This window comes from Streptomyces sp. NPDC086835 (assembly GCF_044745705.1).
Lineage (GTDB): Bacteria > Actinomycetota > Actinomycetes > Streptomycetales > Streptomycetaceae > Streptomyces.
Genome location: NZ_JBIVAU010000003.1, coordinates 463,801 through 478,551, shown reverse-complemented (window position 1 = coordinate 478,551; position 14,751 = coordinate 463,801). Strand labels below are relative to the sequence as shown.

The following is a 14,751-nucleotide window of genomic DNA, read 5'->3' as shown; positions in this document are numbered from 1 at the left end:
CCCCTGCGCATCCAGACACAGCACCGCTTCACCTGGGCCCGCATCGGCCCATGGGTCCTGTCGACCTTCACGCGCTACTGCCCCGAGTGCCTCGCCGGGGACGGGTCCGTGATCCAGCAGCGGCACGGTGGCCCCTGGAAAGCGGGCGCGGCCAGCACATCAACGCCCTGCTGCTGACCCTCCTGTTCCGCTGCATGCGCCCACACGGATCCGTTCGGTCGGCAGGTGAAGGTATCCCGGGGCACGGTCGACCGGTGGACCTGTGATCATCGCAGCGGCGGGTGCGTCGCACTGGCCCCGAGCCACGCAAGGCCATCCCCAGGACGCCGCCGGAGGTGCTGGAGCCGGCGGCCGCGCTGAGCGGGAGAACCCGGCCCGCACGGCGCGCAGTTCCAGCGGATCCCTGCGCACGACGCAGGGCTGGTCACCGACCGAGGGCACGCTGCACCGGAACTTCGTCAACGCGGGCCTGACCGGCCCCAGCGGCGCCAACAGCGTCTTCGGCCGGTTCGAGGCCACCCGCGGCAACGAGTGGGGACCGGTGACGCCCTGCACGGTCCGAAGGTCGGCGGCCGGAGGACGTACGTGTTCGCTTTCATCGACGACCATTCCCGGGCGATCGTAGGGCACCGGCTCGGGTTCGCCGAGGACACCGTCCGCTGCGCGACGGGCTGCGGCTGCGGCTGCGGGGAGGTCTGCGTCGTCGGCGCCGACCGGTGCGCGGCCCGGACGAGCACCGGCGTGGCCGAAGCCGAAAGCCCGTCAATATCCCAACGGGTCGTCCCGTATGGTTATTCCATGACGCTGCCCAGCGCCCCGCGTGGGCGTCCCAGAGACACTCGTGCTCATCAGGCGATCCTGACCGCTACGACCGAGTTGGTGACCGAAGTCGGGTACGCCGACACCTCGATCGGGGCGGTGGCGGCTCGGGCCGGCGTCGGCAAGGACACTGTTTACCGGCGTTGGTCGGGCAAGGCTGAGCTGGTGTACGAAGCGGTCTTCACCGAGGCCGAGGCGGTTCCGGCACCGGACACCGGCACGCTGGCCGGTGATCTGACGGCGCTGCTGGAGGCCCTGATCCAGGAGTTCTCTGCTCCCGCCGCCGCTGCCGCCCTGCCGGGTCTACTGGCCGACTTTGCCGCCGACCCGGCCTTGCAGGCCCGCATCCGCTCCCAGTTCCTGGCCCCGGCCAAGGCCCGCTTGGTGGCGGTGTTCGAGCGTGCCGTCCGGCGCGGAGAGGCCGACCAAGACGTGTCGGTCGATCTGGTTCTGGACACACTGGCTGGGGCGGTCTTCTTCCACGTCGGCCTGGTGGGGGCCCGGCCCAGCCTCCGGCTGGCCACGCAACTGGCGGCCATCGTGGGCCGCGGAATCGAGACCCGATGAACACCTGGTTCCTCGCCGCTGGGACAACCGCCGGCGCGGTCGCTGCCATCCACGCCATCGCGGGTGGTCGGGATGTCGTCCGACCCCTGCTGGCCGGCAACCTCCCCGATGAACCCCGCAGTGTCCTGCACGCGGTCTGGCACATGGTCACGATAGACCTGATGCTGGCTGCCGCTGCCCTGATCTGGCTGGCCCTGGACGACCGTCCCGGCGGTGACACCATCGCCTGGCTCTTGGCCGCCCACTTCGTAGCCTACTCAGGCGTGTTCCTGGTGGTGTCACTGGCGGCGAGTTGGTCGAAGCCCTGGCTGCGCTTGCCGCAATGGATGCTGCTGTTGCCGGTGGCGGTTCTGGCGGCGGCCGGCGCAACGTGAACCCCCGGGGCGGGCGGGCAGCATGGGACGCGCGCCGATTGTCGTGCACCGGCCCTCTGCCGGCGGGCGTGACGAAACCCTGGGGACGGCTACTTCGACCACGACTTCGTGGTGTTCCCTGCAAGCAGCTGGATCGACCACCCGGGCGCTGTCATGGATGCCCCCTCCAGTGGGTGGCGTGGTGAGGTGGCCGCCCGCATCAGTGCGACGCAGAACACGCTGCCTTCCAGGGCACCGGCCGCCGCCCCGATCTGCCGCACGCACAGCTGAGGTTGTGGCAGCGCCCGCGGGGCACGCAGCAACACGTGGGGCAGTCCTCGAGGCTGCGCATGAGTGTGGCCGCCCAACAGCCCGGTGCCATGAATCACCGCATCGGACGTACCCTGCATCACAACAACCACAACGTCTGTCAGTGACAGCCCACCCCGCAGGGAGCGAATCATGACCAGTGACCACAGCATCGCCACCACAACCGCCATGCTCCAGGCCGAACTTCCCCAACTGGAAGAGCACCAACAGGCGCTGCAGAAGGAACTGGAGCAGGTGACCGAGCGGCTGGAGTCCGTGCGCGGTGCCCTGACCGCGCTCAACGCCTTGGCCGGCACCACGCTCCCCCAGCCGCGAACCGAAGTCCCGGCGCCCACCGACACAGCCGTGCAGGAAGCCACCGAACCGGCCGACGACCCGACACCCGAACCGGCACCGGCACCGGCACCGGCACCGGTCGACGAGGCTCTGCCGCCGAACGACACCGCCGTGCCTGCACAGAAGAAGGCAAAGAGCCCGCGCCGCTCGCCGAACAAGGCTGCGGCGGCTCCGCGCAGGAAGGCCGCTCCCAAGGCGGCCGACGAGCCGGCACCCAAGCGCCGCCGGACGAAGAAGGCCACCGGCGGCAAGGCAACCCCGGCCAAGACGGCCCAGGAGACGGCGCCGGTCGAAGCCGCGACCCAGGACGCCGGCGGGCTCACCGAACAGGTCATCGCCGTGCTGGCCGACCGCCCCGACACCCCGCTGCGTGCCCGCGACGTCGCTCAAGCACTCGGCCGTGACGACACCACGGGCAACATCAACACCGTACGCAGCACCCTCGACCGCCTCGTCGCCACCTCCCGCGCCCACCGCGCCGGCCGCGGCCTCTACCAAGCCCCGACCAACTGACACAGCTGCGTCAGGCCGAGCCCAGGTGGCAGGCCGCCCGCGCCCTGCCTCGGTCTGAGACGTTGCTTCTCGGTGGTCGCCCTGCGTCACGGCAGGCGTCGGCGTCCTGCTGGAACCCCGTCATGGCATACAGGTTCACCACTCGTGTGGTGGCGGCAGAGGCCGACCCGGACAACGACGTAGTGCGGGCCGGTGTCTCCGAGGACGAAGAGGGCGAGGGCTTCTTCCTGTTGTTCACGAGCAACATCGGCGAACCGTCCCGCCAGAACGTGTCCCTCGGTCTCGACAGCCATTGCCTGGTGACGCAAGACCGGGGGACGGCCTGTGGCTGTGTCCGTGAGGTAGCTCTGTCGGACGGGCTGCTCACTGTGTCGCTGGACCCCGCTTCGCTGGACGATCTGGGACTGGATGACGCTGAGATCGAGGCGGAACTCGCCGCGCCGGACGAAGACATCGAGCGGATGCGGGAGGTGCTCGCCCACGTGCCGGTGGGAGGGAAGATGCTCGGCCCTGGCGTGTCGACCTGTAGGTGCAGGTCTGCTCATGGTCGGCGGTGGCAGAGGAGGACTGCGGCTATGCCGACGAAGGCGAGGGAGTGTTCCGTCTTCAGCTCGTAGCGTCGGAAGCCTGCCAGCCAGGACACGGTCTTTCGACCACGAATACGGCGCCGACAGGAGGCCGCCGGTGAGAGCCGGGGCAATGCCACCTTCAGGTGGGCCCAGCATCCATCCGGGCAGGTCCATCTCCCGCTCGCCGAAGTCATGGTCCGGGTGGGTTAAGAGCCGGGCCGCAGCGTCGTGCAGGCCGACTCTGCGGCGGGCCCACCGCACGGCGAGCACGAGTGCGTCACGTCGGCCAGGAAATTCCGCCGCCGAGTGAACCTCGGCGGCATTTCCACAGTCTGAGACCACAGCACGTGCCGAAGGGCCAACGACCGTATCAGCCCGGCCCTTTGGCAACCGACGTCTAGATGGAGACCAACCCCCCATGAGAGATTTCCTGCCCCGTCGCCACGCCCGCCGGATAGCCTCCGTCGGACTGGCCTCGAGTGCGGCGCTGGCACTCGTCGCCACGGCCGCGGCCACGGCCCAAGCGGCGCCGTCCGACGAACGGTCCAAGCCCAGCATCAGGATCATCGGCGGCGTGGAACAGCCCGACTCCGCCTACCCCTGGATGGCGGCCCTGCTGTCCAAGGGCGTGGAAAGCCCGACGAAGCGCCAGTTCTGCGGCGCCAGCCTGATCAGCCCCGACGTCGTCATGACGGCCGCCCACTGCGTGACAGGCACCAAGGCGAAGGAGATCGAGGTCACCGTCGGCCGCACCGTGCTGTCCGACAAGCGGCAGGGTCAACTCCGTAACGTGACCAACATCGTCTCGCACCCCCGCTATCTCAAGGGAGACGAGGCATACGACCTGGCCCTCCTCGAGCTGGCCAAGCCGGTCACCGGCATCGCCTCCGTCAAGCTGCCGACGCCCGGCACCGACGCCCTCCTGCGCCCCGGCGCCCAGGCCAAGGTCATCGGCTGGGGCAACACGGACACCGAGCTGCCCAGCTTCCCCGACCGCCTGCGCGGTGTGAACGTGCCGCTCCTCTCGCACCCCGAGTGCACGGCGACGTATCCCGGCTACAACAAAGCCGTCAACATCTGCGCGGGCGTGGAGGGCAAGGACTCCTGCCAGGGCGACAGCGGCGGCCCGCTGTTCCGCAAGGTGTCCGGCCGCACCTACCAGATCGGCATCGTGTCGTACGGCGAGGGCTGCGGCGAGCAGGGCGCCCCCGGCGTCTACACCTCCACCAGCTCGGCCAAGCTGTGGAAGACGCTCGCCGAGTCCCCCGCGGGCAAGCGGATCAAAGAGAAGCTTGGCCGCTGACCGCAACAGCGTGCCAGGCACATCGGCGGCCTGAAACGCGCTGCCGTCGCCGCAGGTGCGGGTGAGGCGCAAAGAGACCGGAGCCCCCCACGAGACCCTCGTGGGGGGCTCCGGCGTCCGCCTGCGTTGCCGTCAGCGTTGTCGTTCTGCCTCCAGCCGAGAAGCGAGACGATCGAGATCGCGGCGCAAGGCTCCGACCCGCCGGATACGGTCGGAAGCCTCGGACTTCAGTAGCCGCCATAGATCCACTTGCGATTCGAGTCGCGTACCCGGCAATCCGACCGTCGAGGGTGAGGAGTTGAGAATTCCAGTCCTGTAGATCGGCCCGACCGGTCAACCGGAGCGCCCCAAGGAAGTGAAGTCGGCGCAGTCGCCGGAGGCGGGGCCCCGGCGTCCGGTCAGCGGGTGGCGAGGAACTCCAGCGTGTCGATCACGCGGTTCGAGAAGCCCCACTCGTTGTCGTACCAGGCGACCACCTTGACGTGGCGGCCGTCGACGCGGGTGAGGGCCGAGTCGAAGATCGACGAAGCGGGATTGCCCACAATGTCGGAGGAGACCAGCGGGTCGTCCGAGTACTCGAGGACGCCGGCGAGCGGCCCCTGTGCTGCGGCGCGGTACGCCGCCAGCACGTCGTCGCGCGTCACGTCGCGGGCGACGGTCGTGTTGAGTTCGACGATCGAGCCCACCGGCACCGGTACGCGGATCGAGTCGCCCGACAGCTTGCCCTCCAGGTTCGGCAGCACGAGGCCGATCGCCTTGGCGGCGCCGGTCGTGGTCGGCACGATGTTGACTCCGGCGGCTCGGGCGCGACGGGCGTCGCGGTGCGGACCGTCCTGGAGGTTCTGCTCCTGCGTGTAGGCGTGCACCGTCGTCATGAACCCGTGCTCGATACCGGCGAGTTCGTCGAGGACCGCGGCCAGCGGCGCGAGCGCGTTGGTGGTGCAGGAGGCGTTCGAGACGATCGTGTGCACGGCCGGGTCGTAGACGTCGGTGTTGACCCCGAACGCGAGCGTGACGTCGGCGCCGTCCGACGGCGCGCTGACGAGTACCTTCTTCGCACCCGCGTCGAGATGGGCCCGGGCGGCCTTGGCCGAGGTGAAGCGGCCGGTGGCTTCCAGGACGATGTCGACGCCGAGTTCGGCCCACGGCAGCTGCGCCGGTTCGCGCTCGGCCAGCACCGTGATCCGACGGCCGTCGACGACGAGGGTGTCCCCGTCGACGGCCACCGGGCGCCCGAGCCGGCCGGCCGTGCTGTCGTAGGCGAGCAGCCGGGCGAGAGTGGCGGGCTCCGTCAGGTCGTTGACGGCGACGATCTCCAGGGCGCTGTCGCGCTCCAGAAGAGCGCGCAGCACATTGCGTCCGATGCGGCCGAATCCGTTGATGGCGATGCGAGTCATAGGTGATGTCCCTTCCCTTCCACACCAGGCTCGCCCGCGGCAGGCGCCGCTGACAGTGGCGGGATCGCCACGGTTCAAAAGGATCCCGCCACGCGGCGCCGGGCGGGTCACTCGCCCCGGGTGAAGGTGCGCCGGTACTCGCTCGGTGTGGTGCCGAGGATGCGCTGGAAGTGCAGGCGCAGGTTCGCGCCGGTGCCGAGCCCGACGTCGGCGGCGATCTGTTCGACGCTGCGCTGCGAGCGCTCGAGCAGTTCGCGGGCCAGGTCGATGCGGGCGCGCATCACCCACTGCATCGGCGTGTAGCCGGTCTCCTCGACGAAGCGCCGGGAGAACGTGCGCGGCGAGACCCCCGCCTGCCGCGCCAGTACGTCGAGGGTGAGGGGCTCGCCGAGCCGGTGCAGCGCCCACTCGCGGGTGGCGGCGAACCGCTCACCGAGCGGCTCGGGGACGCTGCGCGGCACGTACTGGGCCTGGCCGCCGCTGCGGTAGGGGGCCGCGACCAGACGCCGGGCCGCGTGGTTGGACGCGGCCACTCCGAGGTCGCCGCGCAGGATGTGCAGGCACAGGTCGATACCGGAGGCGGCGCCGGCCGAGGTGAGCACGCTGCCCTCGTCGACGAACAGCACGTTCTCGTCGACGTGGATGAGCGGATGCCGGGCCGCGAGTGCCCGCGTGTAGTGCCAGTGCGTCGTGGCGCGTCTGCCGTCGAGCAGGCCCGTGGCGGCGAGCGCGAAGGCGCCCGTCGAGATGGCGGCGAGCCGCGCACCCCGGTCGTGGGCGGCGATCAGTGCCTCGACGACGGCCTGCGGCGGGTCGTCGCGGTCCGGGAACCGGTAGCCGGGGACGAAGACGATGTCGGCCCACTCAAGCGCGTCGAGGCCGTGGGCGACGTAGTACGCGAGGCCGTCGCCACCGGTCACGAGACCGGGTGCCGCCCCGCACACCCGCACCTCGTACGGCATGCTCGCGCGGGTCGTGAAAACCTGCGCGGGAATGCCGACATCGAGCGGCTTCGCGCCCTCGAGCACGAGGACGGCGACGCGATGCAGGCGGGGTGCAGGCACAGGAAGAGGTTACGTGGGGCGTGACTTCGACTTGCCGAGGACGGCCGCGTCGTCGCCCCACTTGCCCCAGGACCTGGGACAGACGGGTGCGCCGGCGCGGCACCACGGCGGTGATCCCGGCACCCGCTGATCAGATCGCCAACCGTAAGCGGCGCGGCTCGCGAGACGGCCGCCCACTCCGGTCCGCCCGCCAGGCATACAACACCGCCACACCGTCAGTAGCAGCAGCTTGTTCCTACTTCTCGCCCACATGTGCCAGGGCTTCGCCCGGTCCCACCTGACCCCGGTCAAGGCCATAGGGTGACCAACTGTGAACGATGAAGCGCCCGAGCGCCAAAAGCTCGTATGGGAGCAGGCCGAAGCACGTGCGCGGCAGGGCGACATGGCTCACGTCCGGGAGCTGGGCTCGCGGCTCTCCAAAGAGCTGAATGCCGCCGTCGAGCAGGTGCGAGAGCTCGACCATGGCCTCACCCGTGCGGTGCGGATGCTCGCCCTTACACCTGGCCGGGACAGCCTGGTGCAGCTGATCCGTCTCATGGACGAGGACGGCCCGTTCCGGCGCTCCGGCACGGAGCCGCGCGTCATCGCGTCGCTCCTCGCCGAGACACAGCAGCCCGCCGACCTGTCCGAGCTGCTGTACGACCGTACGGGACGGGACGAGCTCGACGAGCTGCGTTCGTGCCTGTTCCACGAACTGCTTCTGCGTGGCGTGGCCACGGAGGACTTTCGGCCGCTTCGCAGCTGGCCTGTGGTTCGGCCCGGCTGGCATACGCTGTCGTGGCTCCCGACGGAACTTCGCCCGTTCGAGACGGCCTCCCGCTCCCTCGGCCGGTCCGCCCAAGGCGGCGTGGGGGGACCGGTGACCGGACACACCGACGAGGACCGCCTGGATCCGCCGACGCCGCGTACCACCGAACGCTCGCCGCTGCGGGACGTCGCGACCGCGGAGGTGCATGAAGCCGTCGTCGCGGCGCCGAACGGGGGCAACTTCGGAGACTTCGGGGCCTGGGCCTTCGCCCTTGACGCGCCGGTGGATCCGATTCTGGTACCCGCCCTGGTGCCCACTCTGCCTATGGCCTGCGTGGATGGGCTCGGCCCATCAGCCCGCTTCGAGATCGCGCGCCGCCCGCTGACGGACATATGGCAGATGCTTTTCAGCACCGCGTCGATGGGCGGCGTGTACGGCCCCGGAGCCCACGGCGCCTTCGGCCGACGGGCGACGTGGTGGTCCCTGGCGGGACTCGGCGGCGCCTCGGTCGGTGCGAGCTGGGAGGAGGTGGAGCGCTGTGCGGTGGAGAGCACTTGGTTCCACTTCGAGTGCGACTCGGACTGGTTCCACAACGAAATCTACGACTACGGGATCGCAGCGCTCTCCCCGGACCGCCGCCGGATCACGGTGCTGGCAGCGACGGACACGGACTAGTGCCGTATCAGGCAACGTTCGCCCTGTTCACGACCGCGCGGAGGCGTTCGTCTGCGGCGTGCTTGTTCCGCCAGATGATGTAGCGGCGGATCATGCTTCCCTGCTCCCTATGGCTGGCGTGATCAGTGCCGTCCAGTGCGAAGTAGCGCAGGGCGGTGAACTGGGCCTCGATCCGGTTCAGCCAAGAGCTGTTGGTCGGCGTGTAGGCGAACTCGGAGTTGTTCGCTGCAGCCCAGTCGCCGACGCGGGTATCCCTCTTCGTGGTCAGGTGCGGGGAGAAGTTGTCGAGCACGATTGCGATGCGGATCTCGGGCGGGTAGAGGCTGCGCAGGTAGCGACAGAACTCCAGAAATCTCGCCCGATTCTTCTTCGGCTTGATGTGGCCGTAGAGCTTGTCCTTGCCGAGGTTGTAGGCGGCGAACAGGTGCCTGACCCCGTGCGGCCGGGTGTAGGTCGCCCGTCGGCGCGGCCGGGGTTCCCGGTCGGGGTCCTTGTGCCGTCCACCACGCTCGGCCCACTGCTGCCCGGAGTGGGGCTGGAGGTTGAGCGGGCCGAACTCGTCCAGGCATAAGACGACTTCGGGTTCGCCGTCCTCGGGTATGACCTCGCCATCGGCGATCGCGTAGAGGTGCTCGACGCGGGCCTTCTTGGCCGCGTGGTCAGGGTCACGAGAGGTCTTCCAGGTCTTTATGCGTTGAAAGGACACGCCCTCCTTGCGGAGCAGAACCCGAAGGCCCTCGTGGCTGATGTCGTCGACCACCCCCTCGGCGACCAGGAAGTCGGCCAGCTTGGCCAGGCTCCAGGTCGAAAACGGCAGTCCGTGCTCGGCTGGCTTGGACTTGGCGATCTTGTATTTCGGGTAGAGAGCCAGGCCGCTTGCGAGACCAGAGAGCCATCTCCTCCCGGATCGCAGGGCATCAACGGATAAGGTCCTGCGGATGGACATCACAGGCCTGACGCCTCTCGAGCGTCGCATCTGGCAGGCGTTCCCTCGTGGTGCGGCGACCGACGTCCGCCGAGACGAGAGTGAGGACCCCGCGACTATTCAGGGCGCGGAACGGACTGTTCGGGCTGAGGTCATCCGGGCCCTCCTCCTGGGAGGTTCATCCGAACCCGGCGAAGCGCCCGCTCTGCGCATCACCGGAGCGAGCATCACCGGCGTCCTCGACCTCCAGCACGCAGAGATACGCCACCCAATCCGTCTAACCTCTTGCCACTTTCAGCACTCCTTGGAACTCGACGGGACGCAGACCCGCCAACTCGACCTCACTGGGTCCTACCTTCCCGCTCTGGCGGCTACGTCCCTTCGCGTCGACGGCGCACTCCGGCTCACGAACTGTCGGATAGCAGGAAGTGTCCAGCTGAGCAACGCCGAAATCTCCAGCGGGATCTTCCTGGACCACGCGCACATCGGAACTGGTGGCGGATGGGCGCTCCAGCTCGATCACGCCTCTGTCGGCGCCGATGTATGGGCACCCGGCCTCGTGGCACTGGGTGGGATCCGCCTCAGCACGGCGCACGTCGAAGGGGCTGTCGATCTAGAGGATGCGCAGGTCAAGAACGCGAATGGTGATGCTCTCGACGCCGCGCGACTCACCGTCGGAACCGTCCTCAACGCGGGTGGCCTCACAACCGAGGGCCGGGTCAGGCTCACCGGTGCCAAGGTCGCAGGCTGGATCTCCTTCATCGAAGCCCAGCTCAGCAACCCGGGCGGCGTCGCACTGGGCATCAGCAGCTGCGAAGCCACCCAACTGACGCTGCGAGATGCTCAACCAGTCTCCGGCGACGTCAACATGCACTACGCCAGCTTCAAGGTCATCGAGGCTGCGCCACAGGTCTGGCCGGCCACGGTCCGCCTGGAGGGACTGACGTACGAGGCGCTCACCCCGCGCCTTCCCGCCGCGGACCGACTCGCCTTGCTGCAGCGTGATGCGGACGGCTTCGTCCCTCACAGCTACGAGCAGCTCGCGGCCTCCTACCGCCGCGTCGGTGATGACACAGACTCCCGCGCCGTCCAACTCGCTAAGCAGCGTCGACGCCGGGCCACTCTGCCCTGGTACGCCAGGCTATGGGGTTATCTCCAGGACGCGACCGTGGGCTATGGCTTCCGTCCCACCCGTGCCGGTGGCTGGCTCCTGGCTCTGCTCCTTCTGGGCTCCGTCGTGTACGGAATGCACCACCCACTCCCGGCCGAGCACGGCAAAGGCCCAGAGTTCAATGCCCCCATCTACACCCTGGACCTCCTGCTGCCGATCATCGACTTCGGCCAGCAGCGTGCCTTCACACCCACCGGCGTTTACCAGTGGTTGTCCTACCTACTGATCGCCGTCGGTTGGGTCCTCGCCACGACCGTCGCCGCCGGGATCACACGCACCCTCAGCCGCCAATAGCGCCTGCTTGCATTCATGCTCTCCGTCAGGAGGCACTCGGCGTGTCCTGCGGAAGTCCGGGCAACAATTCGGTGCCGCCCGGCGCAGCAACCGAGCGACACGTCGCAACGGGGCGAACCTTGCCTGATGCGGCACTAGGGTCCGTCTTCAAATGATCGTTCGATGGTGGATCATGGTGCCGTGATTCGCCGTCATGAACTGACCGACGCTGAGTGGGAGTTGCTGGCTCCTTGGATACCGAGTGCCGGCAGAGGTCGGCCTCGGGCGGAGGACCGCCGGGTCATCAACGGGATGGTCTACAAGATCCGGACCGGGGCTTCCTGGCGTGACCTGCCGGAACGTTACGGCCCGTGGAAAACGGTCTACACCCGCTTCCGCCGCTACGCCATCGACGGTGTGTTCACCCGGGCCTTGCAGCAGATCCAGGCCCAGGCGGACGCCGCCGGTGACATCGACTGGCTGGTCCAGATCGACTCCACCATCGTCCGCGCCCACCAGCACGCAGCCGCCACCGGCCGAAAAGGGGGAAGCACCGGACGGACGAACCGGACGATCACGCCCTCGGCCGATCCCGAGGAGGCCTGACCAGCAAAATCCATCTCGCCTGCGACGGCCGCGGTCGGCCCCTGGCCATCCTGCTGACCCCGGGCCAACGACACGACGGCATCTGCGCACGCCCGCTCCTCGAACGCATTCGAGTACCCCGCACCGGCCTTGGCCGGCCCCGCTGCCGACCGGATCACGTGATCGCCGACAAGGCCTACAGCTCGCGCGGCTTCCGCGCCTACCTGCGTAAACGCGGTATCGGACACACAATCCCGGAAAAGGACGACCAGAAGCACCACCGCCGAAACCGAGGCCGCCGAGGTGGTAGGCCGACAGGCTTCGACCGCGAGATCTACCGCCGCCGCAACACCGTCGAACGCTGCTTCAACCAACTCAAGGGCTTCCGCGGTATCGCCACCCGATACGAGAAGACCGCCACCTCCTACGAAGCAGCGGTCACACTGGCATCAATCCTGCTCTGGGCAAGATCGATTTGAAGACGGACCCTAGTCAGCGGCTCCGCCAGTAGGCATGGACAACGACGCGAGCGGCTTGCGCAACTGACTCATTTGCTCGTTCACGTCAGCGTCCATGAGGCGGGCGCCGTCGGCGGCGGTCCGTGCGTCAACGGCGCGGCCAGGAGTAGGTGGGATCCTCGGTGATCTTCACCTGTTGCGGGGCGTCTCGGGGGAACGTCCAGATGCGGCCCGCGGTGCTGGTGGCGGTCACCGAGGTCGCGTCCAAGGTGACCCTGGTGAACGGGTTGGAGGAGCAGGAGACCGCCAGCCACTCCAAGGCCCCTTCGTCGTCGTCCTGGGCCAGGGCGACCCAGCCGATACTCCCGTGATCCACTCCCTCGCCGCTCAGGGCACGGCTGCCGAGGTAGGTGCACGAGGCGTGCGTAGCGTCGATGCTCATCCAGTCTCTGGGGGTCCACGCGGTGGCTCGTAGGAGCTCCCACCACTGCCAGTTCTCGGCCCGGGGGTCATCTCGTCGGTCGGGCGGGGAGAACCGCATGAGACTCATCACTGACAGGGAGCCGTCGGAGAACACGATGAAGTCGCCGAAGGGCGCCTCGCGCGCACTCCAACGTTCAGGTACCTGGTTGGTGTCGGGTATCGCGTCGATGGAACTCACGCCCACCATGATGACAGCGAGGACGGATCGCGGAGCGATGGCCTCAGAACGGTAAGAGGTTCTGCCGGTAACTCATCGGATGCGGGGGCTACGTGAGCGAGACAGAGTACTGACCAGCGCAACTGGCCGCAGGGCACCCCGGCGTCGCGGCATCGGGTGACGCAGAACCCGCCCACGACTGCGTGCCTGCACGCTGTTCCGTAACTCTTCGGATCGCTCACCGGTGCCTGATGAGCCCCCTCTATGTGACAGCTGCTGGCAAGGTCGCGGACCGGGGCGGAACCGAGCGAGGAGACCGGGCAGCGATGGCTCACCGGGCCCCTGGTCGAGTTAGTACTCCAGCTGTAGTTCGTGATGATCCGCGGGGCAAAGTGAGGGCATGACTACGTACGAGACGATGCCGTTCCACCTTGAGACCGAGCGGCTGATACTGCGGCCGTGGGCCGAGTCGGACGCCGCTGAGTTCAGCGCCCTCCTCTCCGAACGCGGCAAGGGGACCCCCACGGTTGAGCACATCCGGACGTCCATCGCGGAGCTGCTTACCGCGACGGCGACTACGGGGATCGCCCTGTTGCCCATCCAGCGCCGTGACGAAGGCGACTTCATCGGCTACTGCGGGCTGATCATCGGCCGCTCCACCATAGAGGAGCCTGAAATCGCGTATGAGTTGTTCCAGCGCGCGCATGGGCGTGGCTACGCCACCGAGGCGGCCGGCGCGGTGCTGGATGCCGCTGTCGCGACCGGGCGGAAGCGGCTCTGGTCGACCGTTGGCGCGTGGAACACACCGTCGCTCCGTGTCCTTGAGAAGCTCGGGTTCGAGCGGGATCACGTTTCCACGGAAGACAACGGTGAAGTGGTCTGGCTCACACGCTCGTTGCCGTGACGCGAGAGCACGCTCCCGGGGCTTCACGCTCACTGCTCGGCCTCCGGGGGGGGAGAACCGCGCCTTCGGCGTCGAAGGCAGCGTCGCGTGGTCCGGGTCGGGCGGCTCGGGCGGGAAGTGCCGCTCCAGGATCCGCGCCCAGCGGTGCAGCGTGACGAAGCCGGTGGTGCAGGAGAGTTGCGTACGCCACGTTTCGAGCCTTGGTTGAACACCGCCTCGCCCCGAGGCCGTTTGATTCGGTAACCGGTGCTCCACCTACAGACCGGTCAGTGAGGTTCGCACATGCCAAGGATCCTTTCGCAAGGCACGAAGCACCGCCGCCGGACAGGGGCCGGCGACCAGCCAGGTCGGCGGGCCACGGTTCCCTGCCGCCGACCCATCTCTGAGCGGTCGATCCCATGAACTACTGCATCCCCTGCCGTCGCCCCCTCAACGGCACTGTGACCTGCCCGGAGTGCGGGGCATACGAGCCCGAGACGGTACCGGCGAACGAAGGGAGCGACAGCGCTCCGGCAGCCGACACGGCAGCGCTGGACCGCCTCTTCAGCGAGGGGCCGGGCTCCTCCGAGCCCACCGACGTTTCCTCGTCCCCCACAGCTGAAGTTCCGGCAACCCGACGCCGCTGTTCGCCGCGACTGAAGAAGTACGGCAGTCGGACTCTTGCTGCGGCCACCTTCGCCATGCTCGGCAGTCTGGCCACCGCATTGCTACTGCCCCAGCAATCCGCCGGCACCCCAGGAGCAGCGCCGAGCCCGGAACAGGCATCCCCTGACGAGCCTGATGTCCGCGTCACCGAACCGCCGCGGGCCTCACGTTCGCCCGAACGTGCGGCCGCACCTCCGGCCAGGGTAGACGCCGGAGACCGGAACGGCACTGGGCGGCGTCCTCGCGCAACGGCCACCGAGCGGGATACACCGACTCCCCGGGCTCCCGCTGCCACCATCGGTCCACCGCCACCCGTGAAGGCCAGGCCGACCCCCCGCCCTTCCAGTGGCCGCCCCAGCAAGCCGGCCTCCTCGCCGTCGGCGACCCCTCCCCCAAGTCCCCCCAGTAGCCCCAGCGCCTCACCTACGAGTAGTCCCCTGCCGAGCACCACAGGTGTGCCGGAGACTGATGGGCAG

Annotated in this window: 12 protein-coding genes and 2 pseudogenes; 10 read left to right on the top strand and 4 right to left on the bottom strand. The window is 68.6% G+C overall.

What is annotated here, in order from left to right; genetic code table 11:
• Nucleotides 1–207: 207 nt before the first annotated feature.
• The 6 genes and pseudogenes from ACIPJI_RS13690 to ACIPJI_RS13665 all read left to right on the top strand — a co-directional run.
• Nucleotides 208–360, top strand: a pseudogene (locus tag ACIPJI_RS13690) (helix-turn-helix domain-containing protein); the annotation flags it as partial.
• A gap of 225 nt (nucleotides 361–585) precedes the next feature.
• Nucleotides 586–1,386, top strand: a complete 801-nt coding sequence (locus tag ACIPJI_RS13685) for a TetR/AcrR family transcriptional regulator (RefSeq protein WP_402246273.1) — start codon at nucleotides 586–588, stop codon at nucleotides 1,384–1,386.
• Complete coding sequence (locus ACIPJI_RS13680; protein ID WP_356624103.1) at nucleotides 1,383–1,760, top strand: hypothetical protein; 378 nt, start codon at nucleotides 1,383–1,385, stop codon at nucleotides 1,758–1,760. The genes ACIPJI_RS13685 and ACIPJI_RS13680 overlap by 4 nt, the downstream gene beginning before the upstream one ends.
• A gap of 441 nt (nucleotides 1,761–2,201) precedes the next feature.
• Nucleotides 2,202–2,918 carry a hypothetical protein gene (locus ACIPJI_RS13675; RefSeq protein ID WP_402246272.1) on the top strand — a complete coding sequence of 239 codons (717 nt, stop codon included), beginning with the start codon at nucleotides 2,202–2,204 and terminating at the stop codon, nucleotides 2,916–2,918.
• Between the two features lie 122 nt (nucleotides 2,919–3,040).
• Nucleotides 3,041–3,535 carry a hypothetical protein gene (locus ACIPJI_RS13670; RefSeq protein ID WP_402246270.1) on the top strand — a complete coding sequence of 165 codons (495 nt, stop codon included), beginning with the start codon at nucleotides 3,041–3,043 and terminating at the stop codon, nucleotides 3,533–3,535.
• Nucleotides 3,536–3,905: 370 nt separating this feature from the next.
• A complete protein-coding gene (locus ACIPJI_RS13665) occupies nucleotides 3,906–4,790 on the top strand; it encodes a serine protease (RefSeq protein WP_356625544.1) in 885 nt (294 codons plus the stop codon).
• A 398-nt stretch (nucleotides 4,791–5,188) separates the two neighbouring features.
• On the opposite strand, the gene gap is transcribed toward ACIPJI_RS13665, so the two are convergent.
• Entirely contained in the window at nucleotides 5,189–6,187 is a 999-nt protein-coding gene (gene gap / locus ACIPJI_RS13660) for a type I glyceraldehyde-3-phosphate dehydrogenase (protein WP_356625546.1), read from the bottom strand.
• A gap of 107 nt (nucleotides 6,188–6,294) precedes the next feature.
• A complete protein-coding gene (locus ACIPJI_RS13655) occupies nucleotides 6,295–7,251 on the bottom strand; it encodes a GlxA family transcriptional regulator (RefSeq protein ID WP_402246267.1) in 957 nt (318 codons plus the stop codon).
• Between the two features lie 310 nt (nucleotides 7,252–7,561).
• Between ACIPJI_RS13655 and ACIPJI_RS13650 the strand changes: the two genes are divergently transcribed.
• Nucleotides 7,562–8,674: a DUF6183 family protein gene (locus ACIPJI_RS13650; RefSeq protein ID WP_402246265.1), complete on the top strand. Its 1,113-nt coding sequence runs from the start codon at nucleotides 7,562–7,564 to the stop codon at nucleotides 8,672–8,674.
• Between the two features lie 7 nt (nucleotides 8,675–8,681).
• Here ACIPJI_RS13650 and ACIPJI_RS13645 read toward each other — a convergent pair.
• Nucleotides 8,682–9,542 (bottom strand): annotated as a pseudogene (locus ACIPJI_RS13645) (IS630 family transposase); the annotation flags it as partial.
• A gap of 70 nt (nucleotides 9,543–9,612) precedes the next feature.
• Between ACIPJI_RS13645 and ACIPJI_RS13640 the strand changes: the two are divergent.
• Complete coding sequence (locus ACIPJI_RS13640) at nucleotides 9,613–11,064, top strand: membrane-associated oxidoreductase (protein WP_402246264.1); 1,452 nt, start codon at nucleotides 9,613–9,615, stop codon at nucleotides 11,062–11,064.
• A gap of 183 nt (nucleotides 11,065–11,247) precedes the next feature.
• A protein-coding gene (locus tag ACIPJI_RS13635) for an IS5 family transposase (protein ID WP_402246609.1) occupies nucleotides 11,248–12,107 on the top strand; the annotation gives its coding sequence in 2 pieces (ribosomal slippage) (nucleotides 11,248–11,593 and nucleotides 11,593–12,107; 861 coding nt in all).
• Between the two features lie 127 nt (nucleotides 12,108–12,234).
• On the opposite strand, the gene ACIPJI_RS13630 is transcribed toward ACIPJI_RS13635, so the two are convergent.
• On the bottom strand, nucleotides 12,235–12,747 hold the full coding sequence (locus tag ACIPJI_RS13630; RefSeq protein WP_402246262.1) for a hypothetical protein: 513 nt from the start codon (nucleotides 12,745–12,747) through the stop codon (nucleotides 12,235–12,237).
• Nucleotides 12,748–13,126: 379 nt separating this feature from the next.
• On the opposite strand from ACIPJI_RS13630, the gene ACIPJI_RS13625 reads away from it, so the two are divergent.
• A complete protein-coding gene (locus ACIPJI_RS13625) occupies nucleotides 13,127–13,630 on the top strand; it encodes a GNAT family N-acetyltransferase (RefSeq protein WP_307704561.1) in 504 nt (167 codons plus the stop codon).
• Nucleotides 13,631–14,751 lie beyond the last annotated feature (1,121 nt).